Source organism: Paraburkholderia sp. RL18-085-BIA-A, assembly GCF_046027075.1.
Classification (GTDB): Bacteria; Pseudomonadota; Gammaproteobacteria; order Burkholderiales; family Burkholderiaceae; genus Paraburkholderia.
Genome location: NZ_JARESU010000024.1, coordinates 1 through 13714, shown reverse-complemented (window position 1 = coordinate 13714; position 13714 = coordinate 1). Strand labels below are relative to the sequence as shown.

Here is a 13714-nt window from a genome sequence, read left to right as displayed (position 1 = left end):
GCGGCAGCGCGGCGCGCTAGTCCGAGAACAGCGTATTCAGCGCGTTGGCCGCTTCGCTATCCACCGTATTCCAGGTCACGGTTTCGGCCTCGAAAATGTAATGCGTCGTGTATTTGCCCAGACGCGCCAGTATCTCCTCCTGAATCAGTTCCGGCGCGACCGCCAATTTCAGATACCACGCGGTAGACGACAGGCGCGTCTGGAACGCGCCATATTCAGCCAGCAGATGGTCGAATGCGTCAGCATCCTGATCGCGACAGACGATGACCAGATTTCCCTTCATGCGAATCTCCCGTTAGAGCGGTAGCGGCAACCTTGATATCAGGTTCGATCATACCTGCATCGCTACGGGAAGCCCGAGGCGCGCTTGCGTTGAGTGAGGTTGCGCGCGCATCGAACGCGGGCGCCGTGCGCATCGCGGTCGATGCGCGGCGGGAAGGCCGTGTATGCCGCGCCTTTACTCTTTACCAGGCGTTGGCCACCGTACGCGCGGGCGGCGCGGTATCGTCGGGGGGCAGGGCTTCGGTGCGGTCGCGGCCACCGGTCTTCGCCGCGTAGAGCGCGGTGTCGGCGCGGCTCATGATCCGCTCGGGCAGATCGTCGGGCGACAGCTGGGTGATCCCGATGCTTACGCTGAGGTTCACCGAAGGCGGCAACTTCGGCGAAGGCACCGCTTTCAAACGCAGGCGCAAGCGTTCGACCACTTCGCGGCCGCCGGCCAGATCGGTGGCGGGCAGCAGCAAGCCGAACTCTTCGCCGCCGAGCCGGCCGATCGCATCGGCGCCGCGCAGTTCGGCGCGGCAGGTGTCGACGAAGTGCTCGAGAGCGCGGTCGCCGGCGGCATGGCCGAAGCGGTCGTTGATCTGCTTGAAGTGGTCGAGGTCGGCGATCGCCATGCACAGCGGCTCGTGCTTTGCATGCGCGCGTTCGATCTCGTGGCGCAGCAGGTCGAGGAAATAGCGTCGCGACAGCGCGCCGGTCAGCGCGTCGTGGCGCGCCTCTGCCGAGAGCAGCGTATTGGCCGCCTGCAATTGCTCGGCAAGATCGCGCGTCGCGCGATGATGGCGCCGCTCGCGCACATACGACACGGTGATCACCCACGCCAGCGCGACCGTGCCGGCCAGCGTCAGAAACACCAGCAGATGATCGCGCTTGTGATTGCGCAGCAGTTCCGGCCAGGCCGCGAGCGGATCGACCAGATGCGCCGACAGCCCCGAATTCAGGCCGACGCGGTCCTGGTACAGCGAGGGCGCAGGCTGCTCGGTCATGCCGAACAGCTGGCCGGCGACGGCCGCGGGCACCCACGGCGCCTGCTCGCGCACTTTCGTGTTGACGCGAATCCGCATGTCGGGGAACGCGTCGCGGTGATAGACGGTCATGCGCTCGGCGGGCTTCATCTGCATGACGCGCGAGTTCGGCAGCGCGTGGCCTTCGAGCTCACTGTTGTGCGCCATGATGATGACGCCGTTGTCGTCGGCGACGAAGGTGCCCGAGTGCGCGACCCAGTGGCGCAGTCGCGCGATCCCGACTTTCGCGACCACCACGCCGACCAGCAGCCCGTCCGCATACACCGGCGCGGCGATGAAGATGCCCGGTTCGCCACTCAGGCGGCCCACGCCGTAGGCCTCCGAGAACGCGCCGAGTAGCGCGTTCGTCAGATAGGTGCGCGTGCGCATGTCGACGCCGACGAACGAATGTTCCGCCGCGTACGGATTGTTGGCCGAGTCGCTCGACGCCACGCAGACGCCATTCGTATTGACGAGCCAGATCTGGTCGAGCCCGGAGAAGCCTTGGGCGTCGTGCAGGAAGTTGCTCACCGCCCTCATTTGCGCGTCTTTTTGCAAAGCGGCGCGCAGGGCGGGTTCCGCCGCCTCGCTGTTCGCGGCATAATTCTGTGATTGCGCCAGGGCGCGCTGGACCACGTCCAATTCGGCCATGGTTGCGGGGATGGCGCGGGACATGGCGAGGTCGCTCGCGATCACTTCCGCCATGTTGTCGACGATCGACGAGGACATTTGACGCTGCGCGTGCAGCGCCGCGTCCAGCTCTTGCTGTACCATCCGGTCCGCGACCATGCCCGCCACGAACCAGCAAACCAGTACGATCAGCAAGAAGCTGATCGGTCCGGTTGCCTGGCGCAAGGTTGTCCTGTTCATCGACCCTCTCATCCGTCTGGCTGTGACATGCAACTAGCTCATTCGTGGCAGCGCACCGGCGCTGTGCCGACCGTTTCGAAGCGGCTGACGATTTGCCGCCGCCGTGGCCCGGGATAAACCGCTAACAAACATGCACAAACATGCGCGTCGTTTCCTGATTTTAACCGGCATGGGGCCAGACGCCACCGTTATTGCGGGAATGCGAACTGCATGCGCCGCGCCGATTAGATTCTTATCGGCAACCTAGCCGGATTCTTGATAGCTATACGGGTTTTTCGGGCGGTTTTTCACGATCCCGGCGATTGCCGGCGATGTGGCTCACGCGCCACGATCCGCGGCTCGCGTAGTCTTGCGGCGGCGTCGGCCAGGACCCGTTCGTCGCGCCCGCGCCGCTAATTGGCGCGAAAGGTTGTGCCTGAAACATAGGATGGTGTAGTGTCGTGCCGTCCAAAACAAGGAAAGCTCGCCAGCCTTCGGGCGGCGCCTGCGGCGACAGGAGTCCGGCGTGATGGTGGTGGTCCTGGACGGGGTCGTCCGCGGACACCTCCGTTGCCGGTCCACGTGTCTCCAACGCTAACGATTTACCGCGCACACGCGTTTTGCCATGCCTGATTTCCGCTTTCCGGACCGATCTTCAGACCGCCGCGCCGAAGCAGCGGCCTCCTTCGAGCAAACCCACATCCGCGTCGAAGGGGAGGGTATCTAATGGATTTTAGTTTCGACCTGAAGCGCACCGCCAATGCGTCGGCATGGCGGGTGCTGCCCAACCGCTGGGACTTCGTGGCCTTTCCGCTGATCATCTGCCTGATCGCGCTGGCGGCGATCGGCTTTCACGAGACGCTCGCGCCGATGTCGACGCTCAAGACCCAGGTGATCTCGCTCGACCCGGCGAACCTGCCTGAATACGCGATGCGCACCACGTTGCGCATGCTCGCGGCGATGGTCGCTTCGCTGATCTTTACGCTCGCTTACGGCACGCTGGCGGCCAAGAGCCGGCGCGCCGGGCTCGTGCTGGTGCCGATTCTGGATATCCTGCAGTCGGTGCCGGTGCTCGGCTACATTTCGTTTACGGTCACCTTCTTCCTCGCGCTGTTTCCGGGCCGCGTGCTCGGTGCTGAACTCGCGGCGATCTTCGCGATCTTCACGAGCCAGGCGTGGAACATGACGTTCAGCTTCTATCAGTCGCTGCGCACTGTGCCGCGCGACCTCGACGAAGTGTCGCGCGGTTTTCATCTGACTTCGTGGCAGCGTTTCTGGAAGCTCGAAGTGCCGTTCTCGATGCCGGGCCTCATCTGGAACATGATGATGTCGATGTCGGGCGGCTGGTTCTTCGTGGTCGCCTCCGAAGCGATCACGGTCGGCAACAACACGATCACGCTGCCGGGCATCGGCGCGTTTCTGGCGCAGGCGATCTCAGAGAAGAACCTGCACGCGATCGGCTGGGTGATCCTCGCGATGACGGTCGTGATCCTCGCGTACGACCAGTTCCTGTTCCGCCCGCTCGTCGCATGGGCCGACAAGTTCCGCATGGAAACCACCAGTTCGGGCGACGCGCCCGAATCCTGGCTGCTCGATCTGATTCGCCGCACGCGTCTGATTCACCGGCTGCTGGTGCCGATCGGCTGGATGTTCGCGAGGGCGGCGCGGGTGCGCTTCCAGTTGCCGGCTTTCAGCGCGCCGCGTTTCCAGATTCCGCGGAGCCAGAAGAGCTCGAAGCTCGGCGACATGCTGTGGGCCGCGCTGGTGCTGGTCGCCACCGTCTACGTGGTGTACCGCGTGTTTCTGTATGTGCGCACGGGAGTGACGCTCGACGAGGTCGGCCACGTGCTCGTGCTCGGACTCATCACGCTGCTGCGCGTGGTGGTGCTGATCGCGATCGCGTCGGTGATCTGGGTGCCGGTCGGCGTGCTGATCGGCCTGCGTCCGGCGCTGGCCGAAAAGTTCCAGCCGCTCGCGCAGTTCCTCGCCGCGTTCCCGGCGAACCTGCTGTTCCCGGTGTTCGTGATCGTGATCGTGCGCTTCCATCTGAACCCGGATATCTGGTTGTCGCCGCTGATCGTGCTCGGCACGCAGTGGTATATCCTGTTCAACGTGATCGCCGGCGCGAGTTCCTACCCGAACGACTACCGCGAGGCGGCCAAGAATTTTCACATCCGCGGCTGGCAATGGTGGCGTCAGGCGATGCTGCCGGGCATCTTCCCGTACTACGTGACTGGCGCGATCACCGCGTCGGGCGGCGCGTGGAATGCGAGTATCGTGGCTGAGTTCGTTCAGTGGGGCGATACCAAGGTGGCGGCGCACGGGCTGGGCGCGTACATCGCGCAGACGACCGCGGCGGGCGACTACCCGAAGATCATCGTGGGCATCGCCGTGATGTCCCTGTTCGTCACCCTGTTCAACCGCCTGCTGTGGCGTCCGATGTACGCCTACGCCGAAGCCAAGCTCCGGCTCGATTGAGATATGAAGGCATAAGCGATGCAAAATCCTAAAGCTGCCATGACCGCCGCGCCGATCCAGACGCCGCCGAAGCCGCCGCGCCTCGGCGAAGAGATCCTGCTCGTCAAGGACGTGTGCCGCGGCTTCAACAAGTCGCAGGGCGAGTTGCTCGTCCTCGACGACGCGAATCTGTCGTTGCGTGAAGGCGAGATCGTCGGTTTGTTGGGCCGCTCGGGCTCGGGCAAGTCGACGCTGTTGCGCATCATCGCTGGTCTGATCGAGCCGACGGACGGCGAAGTCACATATATGGGCAAGCCGCTCGACGGCCCCGCGAAGGGCGTCGCGATGGTGTTCCAGACCTTCGCGCTGTTTCCGTGGCTGACCGTGCTGCAAAACGTGGAAGCGGGACTCGAAGCGCAAGGCGTCGGCGCGAGCGAACGGCGCACGCGCGCGCTTGCGGCAATCGACCTGATTGGTCTGGACGGTTTCGAAAACGCGTATCCGCGCGAGCTGTCGGGCGGCATGCGTCAGCGCGTCGGCTTTGCGCGCGCGCTGGTGGTCGACCCCACGCTATTGCTGATGGACGAGCCGTTCTCCGCGCTCGACGTGCTGACCGCCGAAACCTTGCGTACCGACCTGCTCGATTTGTGGACGCAAGGCCGCATGCCGATCAAGGCGGTGCTGATCGTCACGCACAACATCGAGGAAGCGGTCTTCATGTGCGACCGGATCCTGGTGCTCTCGTCGAATCCGGGCCGCGTGATCGCCGAGATCAAGGTGCCGTTCAAGCATCCGCGCAACCGGCTGGACCCGGCGTTCAGGCGCCTCGTCGACGAGATCTACGCGAAGATGACCGCGCGTCAGACCGACGAAAAGACCAAGAAGGGGCTGGAGCTGCACAGCTGGCTGCCGCATGTTTCGACCAACCTGATGGCGGGTCTGATCGAGACGCTGGCCGCCGCGCCGTACCACGGCCGCGCGGATATGCCGGAAATCGCCCGCTCTCTGCATCTGGAGGTGGACGACCTGTTCCCGGTGGCCGAAGTGCTGCAGCACCTGGGGTTCGCCGACGTGCGCGAAGGCGATATTTTCCTGACGCCGCCGGCGCGCGTGTTCTCCGAGTTCGGTACCCAGGAGCGCAAGATGATGTTCGCCGAGCATCTGCTGCGGCACGTGCCGCTCGCTGCGCGGATCAAGAAGGTGTTGAACGAGCGGCCGGGACATCGCGCGCCGCGCGTGCGCTTCGAGCAGGAACTGGAAGATTTTCTGTCGGACAGCGCGGCGGAAGAGACGCTCGACGCGGTCATCAACTGGGGTCGTTATGGCGAGATTTTCTCGTATAACGACCAGACCGAAATCTTCAGCCTGGAAGACGTGGAGTCTTGAACGTAGCTGGGTTGGATGACCACGGCAGACGGTTCATGCAAGAAGCGGCAGGCAGACCCTGCCGCTTTTTTATTGCAGATTGCCCCAGCGTTCGACCGCCGGTTCGGCGGAAGCCCACTTCCAGCCTTTGTCCTGTTGGCACGCGCTCGCCGTGAACCAGGCCGTGGGTGCGTTCGGGGCGTCGCCGTCCTGCACCGAGAACACAAATTCCTTGCACAGCGCCAGCGCCGAACCGAACGCGCGCGTCACGCGCACCTGACCGTGGCCGTTCTCGATGGGCAGCGTGTGCTTGACCGACCAGGGGCGCGTCTCGCCGACCGGCATCGCACCCGCCAACGCGGCGATCAGATCCTGCTGGTCCTTGTGCATGCCGCGCATGTAGCGGCCGACAGCTTCGTCCGTCGCGGCCTGCACGGCAATGCCGACGCCAATCGCGACCGCCGGGTTCGAGGTCACGAGTCCCGATGCAACGCCCGCCGCCGCACCACTCGCGGCGCCGACCGACGAGCAGCCGCTCGTCAGCAGGCTCGCGCCGACGCATAGTGCGCCGGCCGCGATCAGCCGCAGACGGTTGCCGGAAAATGGCGCGACACGTGGGCGAGCCGCCGCGCGCGAGACGCGAAGCGAAAGCGTCTTCATTGCAGCGCGCCCCAGCGTTCGGTGGCGGGTTCGGCCGACGCCCATTTCCAGTTGGCGCCGTCACGGCAGACCGACGCGACGAAAAACGCGCTGCTTGCCGGGACGTTCCTGGTGGCGGTCTGGTCGACGGAGAAAACGATTTCCTTGCAGTCGAGCGCGCCCGTGCTGATCGCGCGGCTGACGGTGACGCGACCGTGCTCGTCGTCTTCGATCGGGACCGAGTGGGTCATACTCCACGGCGCGACCGCGCCGACGTCGAGCGGGCCGGCCACTCTGGCGATGCTGTCCTGCGTATTTCTATGGACCACGCGCTCCGAGTACTGCACGCCGGCGCGCGCCGCGGCCACCGCGCCAAGGCCGATACCGGTGGCGACCGCCGCATTGCTGGTGACTTTCGTCGCGACCGCCGCGCCCGCGATACCGGCGCCGGCCACGGCGCCTTCGGAGTAAAGCGAGCTACAGCCGCTCAACGCCGACGACACGACCAGCGCCAATGCGACGAACGCCGCTGCACCGTGACGTCCACATCTGGCCGGTTGTTTTGTCCTGTCGGCCCACACCCTGTTTTTCTGCATTTCCCTTTCTCTGCTCTTGCCGATACCGCTCGTTCACGCGTGCAGCGAGCTTGTGAATAAGCGCCACGTCTTTCCAATACGCTGCCGCATTTTGCAGCATGCGTTTTGTAATTGGCAGCGAAAAAATGCAAGAAATTGCAAAACATGATGCGTGGCAAATTGGTTTCTGTTTGGCGGCAAGAAGAATTTGCCTGGTAATGCCAGGTAATTCGCGAAACAAAACTCGGCGAGCCGATTTCTCGCGGCAGAACGCGCAATATCGTGATAGTTGAGTGGGGCGATGTGCTCACGCGAAGAACTCGCGTGAGCGTGAAGTAAAACTGGCCGTCCGGTTTCGAGTGCCTTGCGCCTACTGTTCCGCTTCTTCTTCCGCGCCTTCGTCGCCGTATGCACTCAAGCGGTTGTACAGCGTTTTCAGACTCACGCCGAGCGCCTTGGCAGCGCGCCGCTTGTCGCCGCCACAATACTTGAGGGTGCCGAGAATGATCTGCTTTTGCGCGTCGGCGAGCGGCGTGCCGATCCAGACGCTCATCGCATCGCCTTGCGTGACCGCTTTCTTGACTCGCGACACGAGATGCGGATGCGGCAGCTCGACGGTCTTCTCCGCGAGAATGAACGCGCGATACACCGCGTTCTTCAACTCGCGCACATTGCCCGGCCACGACCAGGTGCGCAGCGTTTCGAGCGACCGCTTGCTGAAGCTCTTGCTCGTGCCTTCCTGCTGGTTGAGCTGCGCGAGGAAGTGTTGTGCGAGCAGTTCGCGATCGTTCTCGCGCTCGCGCAGCGGCGGCGCGCGCAACGGGAAAACCGCCAGCCGGTACATCAGGTCTTCGCGCAGGCCGTTTTCCTTCACGGCCACTGCCGGGTCGCGATTGGTCGCGGCGATTACGCGCACGTTCCCGCTGATCAGCTCGTTGCCGCCGACCCGATAGAACGTGCCGGTTTCGAGCGCGCGCAGCAGTTTGACCTGGCGCACCGGCGCCATTTCGGTGATTTCGTCGAGGAACAGCGTGCCGCCGTTCGCATGTTCGAAGTAGCCGACGCGGCCTTGGACCGCGCCGGTGAAGCTGCCTTTTTCGTGGCCGAACAGCTCGGCCTCGATCAGTTCGTCGGGGATCGCGCCGCAGTTGACGGCGACGAACGCGGCTTCCTTGCGGCTGCTTTGATCGTGAATCGTGCGGGCGATCAGCTCCTTGCCGGTGCCCGATTCGCCGATGATCAGCGCGGTCGCATCGGTGCTGGCGACGCGCTCGATCTGCTCGTACAGATCCAGCATCACGGGCGACGAGCCGTACAGCAGCCCATACGATTTCAGTCCCGCGATGCCGTCCGCGACGCGCTGCTTCGCCTGAGCCGAAGCGGTGCCGCCGGCGGAGACGGTGGGCGAGTCCAGATCGATTGACGCCATATGCGGGGAGTCCTGTGCAAATGAGTGTGTTGTTGCGGCGCGCAGGCCTTGGGAGCGATATTGGCTGGTGCGCCAATATCCCACAAATGTCGATTTAACCACTTCGGCGCTGTTTCCGGCAATCGAAGTGACGGGCGGCGAAATGCGCGGGCGCACCATCGGTCGAAATTGCCGCGCACGGGCGCTGGATTGAGTGAGTGCAGCAAATTTACCGGGCACGTCGTTTGCGCCACAAGCCCGACACGCGTGTGTCTTCGCGCGGTTCACGTCGGCGAGTGGTCTAGACTGGATCCAAAACCGCACCGACGCTGCACCCCAAACATACGCGAACGCCGAACCTGGATGAGGAGCGAATGATGACTGACACCACGCAACAACTTGCACTGGGCGGCCAGAAGATCGTCGAGGACCTGCGAGTACTGCTGAGGGACTCGGAAGAAATGCTGCGGCTCGCCGCCAACGTGCCGGGCGAGGGCGTCGACGTCTTGCGCGGCAAGCTGGGCACGCATGTCGAAAGCCTGCAATCAGCGCTCGGCGACGCACAGCAGAACGCGCAGCGGCGTTACCGGGCGGCCACCGTCAGCACGGAGCGCTACGTGCGGCACAACCCATGGAGTTCGATCGCGATCGCCGCGGGTGTAGGCTTTCTGCTGGGCGTCCTGACCGCGCGCTGACACGTAGGCGCGCAATCCGGCATCCCATCCGCTTCACGACCATAAGGAGTTCACGATGGCACGACCAATTGGCATCTTCGGTGTCTTGATGGCACTCGGCGGCTTTCTGGCGGTCCGCTACGTGCAGAACAAGCGCGCGACTCACTTTCCGACGGCGAGAGAATTGAGTCGCTGGGAAGGCGAGGGCGGCGCGGTGGCGGCGCCCGCCGCGGCGGCTGGCGCGCTCAGCGCACAGAGCGCTGGCCCGGACGCGCATGGCGCCAACGGCTCGGCACATTCGAATGGCGATGGCCGCGCGTGGCCGTTTCCACGGAGCTGATCCAGCTTGGCCGGGGGGGGCGTCGCCGATATATCGCTTTGGCGGGCGCCGCTTGGTCTCGATTGTAAATTTGTGTCTGGATGGCCGTATAATAGGTAAATACACAACAATGACGCAGTGATGACCGGTTATTCCCCGATCATTGTTGCATTATTGTATGAAGTGTCCGGCGGATCGCGTTTGCGAGTAGTGAGATAGGCGCCCATAAGGGGCGCGCCGCAGCACAACGCGATGCAGCCGGCTTCGCTTTTCAGCATGCGTATTCGCATGTTTCCCCAACACGCTTGCAGGCTTTCGAGACGCGATGCCACATGTACTGATTGTCGATGACGATGCCGGTACCCGCGAGGCGCTTTCCGCCATCATCGGGGAAGACGGCCTGACCACGGCCACCGCGGGCGATTTGCGCGAAGCGCGCATTCAACTGGTCCGGCAGATGCCGGACGTCGTCTTTACCGACCTGAAACTGCCCGATGGCAGCGGGGTCGACCTGTTCGAAGATCTCGATCCCCGCTCCGGCGTGGAAGTGATCGTGATTACCGGTCACGCGACCGTGGAATCGGCGGTCAACGCGCTGAAAATGGGCGCCACCGACTATCTCGTGAAGCCGATCAACATGCAGCGCGTGAAGGCGATCCTGTCGCGCTTGCCGCGCGCCGGCGACCTCAAGGCGGAAATCGGCACTTTGCGCGGCGAGTTGCGCCGTATGGGCCGCTTCGGCCTGATGCTCGGCAATTCGCCGGTCATGCAGGAGGTCTACGATCAGATCGGCCGCGTCGCGCCGACGGCGGCCTCGGTGATGCTGGTCGGCGAGTCCGGCACTGGCAAGGAAGTCGCCGCGCAGACGCTGCACGAACTGAGCTTGCGCCGCAAGCACGCGTTCCTGGCCGTGAACTGCGGAGCTATCTCGCCGAATCTGATCGAATCGGAAATGTTCGGCCACGAGCGCGGCTCGTTCACCGGCGCGGACCGTCAGCACAAGGGCTATTTCGAACGGGCGAACGGCGGCACGCTGTTCCTCGACGAGATCACCGAAATGCCGATCGAGTTGCAGGTGAAACTGCTGCGCGTGCTGGAAACCGGCATGTTCATGCGGGTCGGCACGACCAAGGAAATCGAAACGGACGTGCGCCTGATCGCGGCCACCAACCGCGACCCCGAGCAGGCGGTGCTGGAAGGCAAGCTGCGGCTCGACCTGTACCATCGTCTGAACGTGTTCCCGATCAGCCTGCCGCCGCTGCGCGACCGCGGCAAGGACGTGGAACTGCTCGCGCAGGCGTTCCTCGACGAACTCAACGAGCGCCACAGCACGAAGAAGCATTTTCCGGTCGCCGTGAAGGAAATGCTGATGTCGTATCCGTGGCCGGGCAATGTGCGCGAGCTGAAGAACTACGTGCAGCGCGCGCACATCATGTCCGGTACGGATTCCGACAGCACTGCGACAGTGCCGCTGCAGATCACGTTGTCAAAGCCCGCCGCCGGCACGGCCATCACCATTCCGTTCGGCACGTCGCTCGCCGAAGCAGACCGTCAGCTGATTCTGGCCACGCTCGAGCAATGCGGCGGCGTGAAGACGCGCGCCGCCGAGATTCTCGGCATTAGTCTGAAGACGCTATACAACCGCCTGGTGGAGTACGGCAACGACGCGCGTGACGACAGCGACGCCGCCGACGAATCGCGCGCACTGGGCGGCGCTGGCGTTTGACGCGGGCCGCCGCGCGCTAGTAGCGGGGAGCGCGATGTAAAAGGGCAACGGCACAGGCCTTGCTGCGATCCAATGGCACGCATACGAGGATAACCGACATGCCGGAATACGCCGCCGCTCCCGATCTTCCGCTTCCGCGGCAGGCTCACCGTCCCGAGCCGATCGAGCCGCCTTCGCCTCCGCCGAACCCTGCGGAGCCCGACACCATCCCCGATCCCGCTCCGCAGCCAATCGAACCGATCGAGCCGGTGGCGCCGCCGATCGGCGATCCGCCGCCCCAGCCCACGCAAACGCCACAAGCGGGCGAGCGCCCGCCGCAGCGAATGCAACTCTGACATGTCATGTGCGCTGCACCACAGTCCGGTGCAGCGAATTTATGTATTTGTTACAAAGCCGGCGCATCTTTTACCGGTAATTTACCTTTGTGACCCCTAGACTGTATTGATGCCGCCCGTTAGCGGCGGGCTTCCTCTGGAGGCATCGATCATGAGACATCCCGCATTGCGACGTTCCGCGCGCCATTCGAAGCGCGATGCCCGGCCAGGCAGCAAGGCCGAGCCGGCGGCGTCGCCAGACCCGGCCGCGCAAAATCGCGTCGCCCCTGATGCGCCGCCCGACGGTGAGCACAACCAGGGCGGCGTGCGCAAGGAAGGGCTGGAATACCAGCGCGATCTGGGTTCGGAACAGGATGCGTGAGTTCGTTCGAACCCCATTCGAGCGATTCGACGGCCCGTAGCATCTATTCCGGTTGGTCGTGCCGGGCGGCAGAAATTACTTCGCGATGCGGATTCGTCGCGGGTTTTTACTCGTCCGTCACATTTGCATACATTTTTATTTCCAATGTCCGAAAAAACGGCACGCGACTTGCGTGCACCGTTTCGGCACATATCCGGATGCAACGAAACAACTGAACTAGGTGGAGACCCAATGAGCAGACTGATCGTGGTATCGAATCGTGTCGCACCGATCCAGGAAGGGCGTCCCGCAGCGGGTGGCCTCGCGATCGGCGTTCTGGACGCGCTGAAGGAAACCGGCGGAGTCTGGTTCGGCTGGAGTGGCGAAACGGTGAGCGAGCCGTCCGCGCCGATCATCGAGAAGCAGGGCAATGTGACTTACGCGACGGTGGGCCTCACCAAGCGCGACTATGACCAGTATTACCGCGGCTTTTCCAACGCGACGCTCTGGCCGACGTTCCACTATCGCAACGATCTCTCGCGCTACGACCGCCAGGAATACGCGGGCTATCAGCGTGTCAATGCGACGCTCGCGAAGCAGCTGAAGGAACTGCTCAAACCCGACGACATCATCTGGGTGCATGACTACCACCTGCTGCCGTTTGCGCGCTGCCTGCGCGAACTCGGCGTGAAGAATCCGATCGGCTTTTTCCTGCATATCCCGTTTCCGGTGCCGGAAGTGCTGCGCACGATTCCGCCGCACGACGAACTCGTCAAGGCGATGTGCAGCTACGACGTGATCGGCTTTCAGACCGAGGCGGACCGCCAGTCGTTCGTCGACTACATCGAGCGCGGCCAGCATGGCACGTCGAGCGAAGACGGTATGGTGCACGCGTTCAACCGCTTCCTCAAAGTCGGCGCGTATCCGATCGGCATCTATCCGGACGCGATCGCCAAAGCCGCCGAGCAGTTCACTGACCGCAAGCCGGTGCGCAGCCTACGTGACGGCATGCGCGGGCGCAAGCTGATCATGAGCGTCGACCGGCTCGACTATTCGAAGGGGCTGGTGGAGCGCTTCCAGGCGTTCGAGCGCTTGCTGCTGAATGCGCCGGGATGGCATGGGCGCGTCTCGCTCGTGCAGATTGCACCGCCGACGCGGGCGGACGTGCAAACCTATCAACGGATTCGTCAGACGCTGGAGGGCGAAGCGGGCCGCATCAACGGCCGGTTCGCGCAGCTCGACTGGACGCCGATTCAGTACCTGAACCGCAAGTACGAACGCAATCTGCTGATGGCGCTGTTCCGTCAATCGCAGGTTGGCTATGTGACGCCGCTGCGCGATGGCATGAATCTCGTTGCGAAGGAGTACGTCGCATCGCAGGATCCGGCCGATCCGGGCGTGCTGGTGTTGTCGCAATTCGCCGGCGCCGCCGAGCAACTTCCGGGCGCGCTGGTCGTCAATCCGTTCGATCTGTCGCAGATGGCCGAAGCGCTGGAGCGTGCCCTATCGATGCCGCTCGCCGAGCGCCAGGCGCGTCACGCCGACATGATGGCGCCGATGCGCGAGAACAATTTGTCAGTGTGGCGCGATACCTTCCTCGCCGATCTGCGCAATGTCGCGACGGCATCTTCTGTGACGGCCAAAGCGGTAAAGCTCGCTGACGTGACGGCATCCTCGTCGTCCTAGCTGGATCAGCGCCTGTCGCAATGTGGCGAGGGGCGCGCCTGCTGTCACGTCTGCT

At 63.7% G+C, this 13714-nt stretch carries 13 protein-coding genes; 8 read left to right on the top strand and 5 right to left on the bottom strand.

Annotation, left to right across the window (positions count from 1 at the left end; translation table 11 throughout):
• Nucleotides 1–16: 16 nt before the first annotated feature.
• Both P0D89_RS18235 and P0D89_RS18230 read right to left on the bottom strand, forming a co-directional pair.
• The gene (locus P0D89_RS18235; RefSeq protein ID WP_149671481.1) at nt 17–283 is read right to left on the bottom strand and encodes a double-stranded DNA-specific endonuclease; all 267 of its coding nucleotides are present in this window, start codon (nt 281–283) and stop codon (nt 17–19) included.
• 181 nt (nt 284–464) lie between these two features.
• Nucleotides 465–2156, bottom strand: coding sequence for a sensor domain-containing diguanylate cyclase (locus tag P0D89_RS18230; RefSeq protein WP_408365894.1), 1692 nt, complete (start codon nt 2154–2156; stop codon nt 465–467).
• 705 nt (nt 2157–2861) lie between these two features.
• Between P0D89_RS18230 and P0D89_RS18225 the strand changes: the two genes are divergently transcribed.
• Complete coding sequence (locus P0D89_RS18225; protein ID WP_408365892.1) at nt 2862–4613, top strand: ABC transporter permease; 1752 nt, start codon at nt 2862–2864, stop codon at nt 4611–4613.
• A gap of 18 nt (nt 4614–4631) precedes the next feature.
• Nucleotides 4632–5978, top strand: coding sequence for an ABC transporter ATP-binding protein (locus tag P0D89_RS18220; protein ID WP_149671477.1), 1347 nt, complete (start codon nt 4632–4634; stop codon nt 5976–5978).
• Between the two features lie 69 nt (nt 5979–6047).
• On the opposite strand, the gene P0D89_RS18215 is transcribed toward P0D89_RS18220, so the two are convergent.
• The 3 genes from P0D89_RS18215 to P0D89_RS18205 all read right to left on the bottom strand — a co-directional run bounded on the left by P0D89_RS18215 (nt 6048) and on the right by P0D89_RS18205 (nt 8600).
• Complete coding sequence (locus P0D89_RS18215) at nt 6048–6617, bottom strand: hypothetical protein (RefSeq protein WP_408365890.1); 570 nt, start codon at nt 6615–6617, stop codon at nt 6048–6050.
• Nucleotides 6614–7192, bottom strand: a complete 579-nt coding sequence (locus tag P0D89_RS18210) for a hypothetical protein (RefSeq protein ID WP_408365888.1) — start codon at nt 7190–7192, stop codon at nt 6614–6616. Before P0D89_RS18210 ends, P0D89_RS18215 begins: the two co-directional genes overlap by 4 nt.
• Nucleotides 7193–7541: 349 nt before the next feature.
• On the bottom strand, nt 7542–8600 hold the full coding sequence (locus P0D89_RS18205) for a sigma-54 interaction domain-containing protein (protein WP_408365886.1): 1059 nt from the start codon (nt 8598–8600) through the stop codon (nt 7542–7544).
• A 356-nt stretch (nt 8601–8956) separates the two neighbouring features.
• On the opposite strand from P0D89_RS18205, the gene P0D89_RS18200 reads away from it, so the two are divergent.
• The 6 genes from P0D89_RS18200 to otsA all read left to right on the top strand — a co-directional run bounded on the left by P0D89_RS18200 (nt 8957) and on the right by otsA (nt 13659).
• Complete coding sequence (locus P0D89_RS18200; RefSeq protein WP_408365884.1) at nt 8957–9274, top strand: ElaB/YgaM/YqjD family protein; 318 nt, start codon at nt 8957–8959, stop codon at nt 9272–9274.
• Between the two features lie 55 nt (nt 9275–9329).
• Complete coding sequence (locus P0D89_RS18195; protein ID WP_408365882.1) at nt 9330–9593, top strand: hypothetical protein; 264 nt, start codon at nt 9330–9332, stop codon at nt 9591–9593.
• Between the two features lie 304 nt (nt 9594–9897).
• Entirely contained in the window at nt 9898–11298 is a 1401-nt protein-coding gene (locus tag P0D89_RS18190; RefSeq protein WP_408365880.1) for a sigma-54-dependent transcriptional regulator, read from the top strand.
• 98 nt (nt 11299–11396) lie between these two features.
• The gene (locus P0D89_RS18185) at nt 11397–11633 is read left to right on the top strand and encodes a hypothetical protein (protein ID WP_408365878.1); all 237 of its coding nucleotides are present in this window, start codon (nt 11397–11399) and stop codon (nt 11631–11633) included.
• 151 nt (nt 11634–11784) lie between these two features.
• The gene (locus P0D89_RS18180; protein ID WP_408365876.1) at nt 11785–11994 is read left to right on the top strand and encodes a hypothetical protein; all 210 of its coding nucleotides are present in this window, start codon (nt 11785–11787) and stop codon (nt 11992–11994) included.
• Nucleotides 11995–12225: 231 nt separating this feature from the next.
• A complete protein-coding gene (gene otsA, locus P0D89_RS18175) occupies nt 12226–13659 on the top strand; it encodes an alpha,alpha-trehalose-phosphate synthase (UDP-forming) (protein ID WP_408365874.1) in 1434 nt (477 codons plus the stop codon).
• The last annotated feature ends 55 nt before the right edge of the window (nt 13660–13714 follow it).

Excerpts from the sequence above, each read along its gene's own strand:
- P0D89_RS18235 (WP_149671481.1), bottom strand. The coding sequence starts at position 283 with ATGAAGGGAAATCTGGTCATCGTCTGTCGCGATCAGGATGCTGACGCA.
- P0D89_RS18230 (WP_408365894.1), bottom strand. The coding sequence starts at position 2,156 with ATGAACAGGACAACCTTGCGCCAGGCAACCGGACCGATCAGCTTCTTG.
- P0D89_RS18225 (WP_408365892.1), top strand. The coding sequence starts at position 2,862 with ATGGATTTTAGTTTCGACCTGAAGCGCACCGCCAATGCGTCGGCATGG.
- P0D89_RS18220 (WP_149671477.1), top strand. The coding sequence starts at position 4,632 with ATGCAAAATCCTAAAGCTGCCATGACCGCCGCGCCGATCCAGACGCCG.
- P0D89_RS18215 (WP_408365890.1), bottom strand. The coding sequence starts at position 6,617 with ATGAAGACGCTTTCGCTTCGCGTCTCGCGCGCGGCGGCTCGCCCACGT.
- P0D89_RS18210 (WP_408365888.1), bottom strand. The coding sequence starts at position 7,192 with ATGCAGAAAAACAGGGTGTGGGCCGACAGGACAAAACAACCGGCCAGA.
- P0D89_RS18205 (WP_408365886.1), bottom strand. The coding sequence starts at position 8,600 with ATGGCGTCAATCGATCTGGACTCGCCCACCGTCTCCGCCGGCGGCACC.
- P0D89_RS18200 (WP_408365884.1), top strand. The coding sequence starts at position 8,957 with ATGACTGACACCACGCAACAACTTGCACTGGGCGGCCAGAAGATCGTC.
- P0D89_RS18195 (WP_408365882.1), top strand. The coding sequence starts at position 9,330 with ATGGCACGACCAATTGGCATCTTCGGTGTCTTGATGGCACTCGGCGGC.
- P0D89_RS18190 (WP_408365880.1), top strand. The coding sequence starts at position 9,898 with ATGCCACATGTACTGATTGTCGATGACGATGCCGGTACCCGCGAGGCG.
- P0D89_RS18185 (WP_408365878.1), top strand. The coding sequence starts at position 11,397 with ATGCCGGAATACGCCGCCGCTCCCGATCTTCCGCTTCCGCGGCAGGCT.
- P0D89_RS18180 (WP_408365876.1), top strand. The coding sequence starts at position 11,785 with ATGAGACATCCCGCATTGCGACGTTCCGCGCGCCATTCGAAGCGCGAT.
- otsA (WP_408365874.1), top strand. The coding sequence starts at position 12,226 with ATGAGCAGACTGATCGTGGTATCGAATCGTGTCGCACCGATCCAGGAA.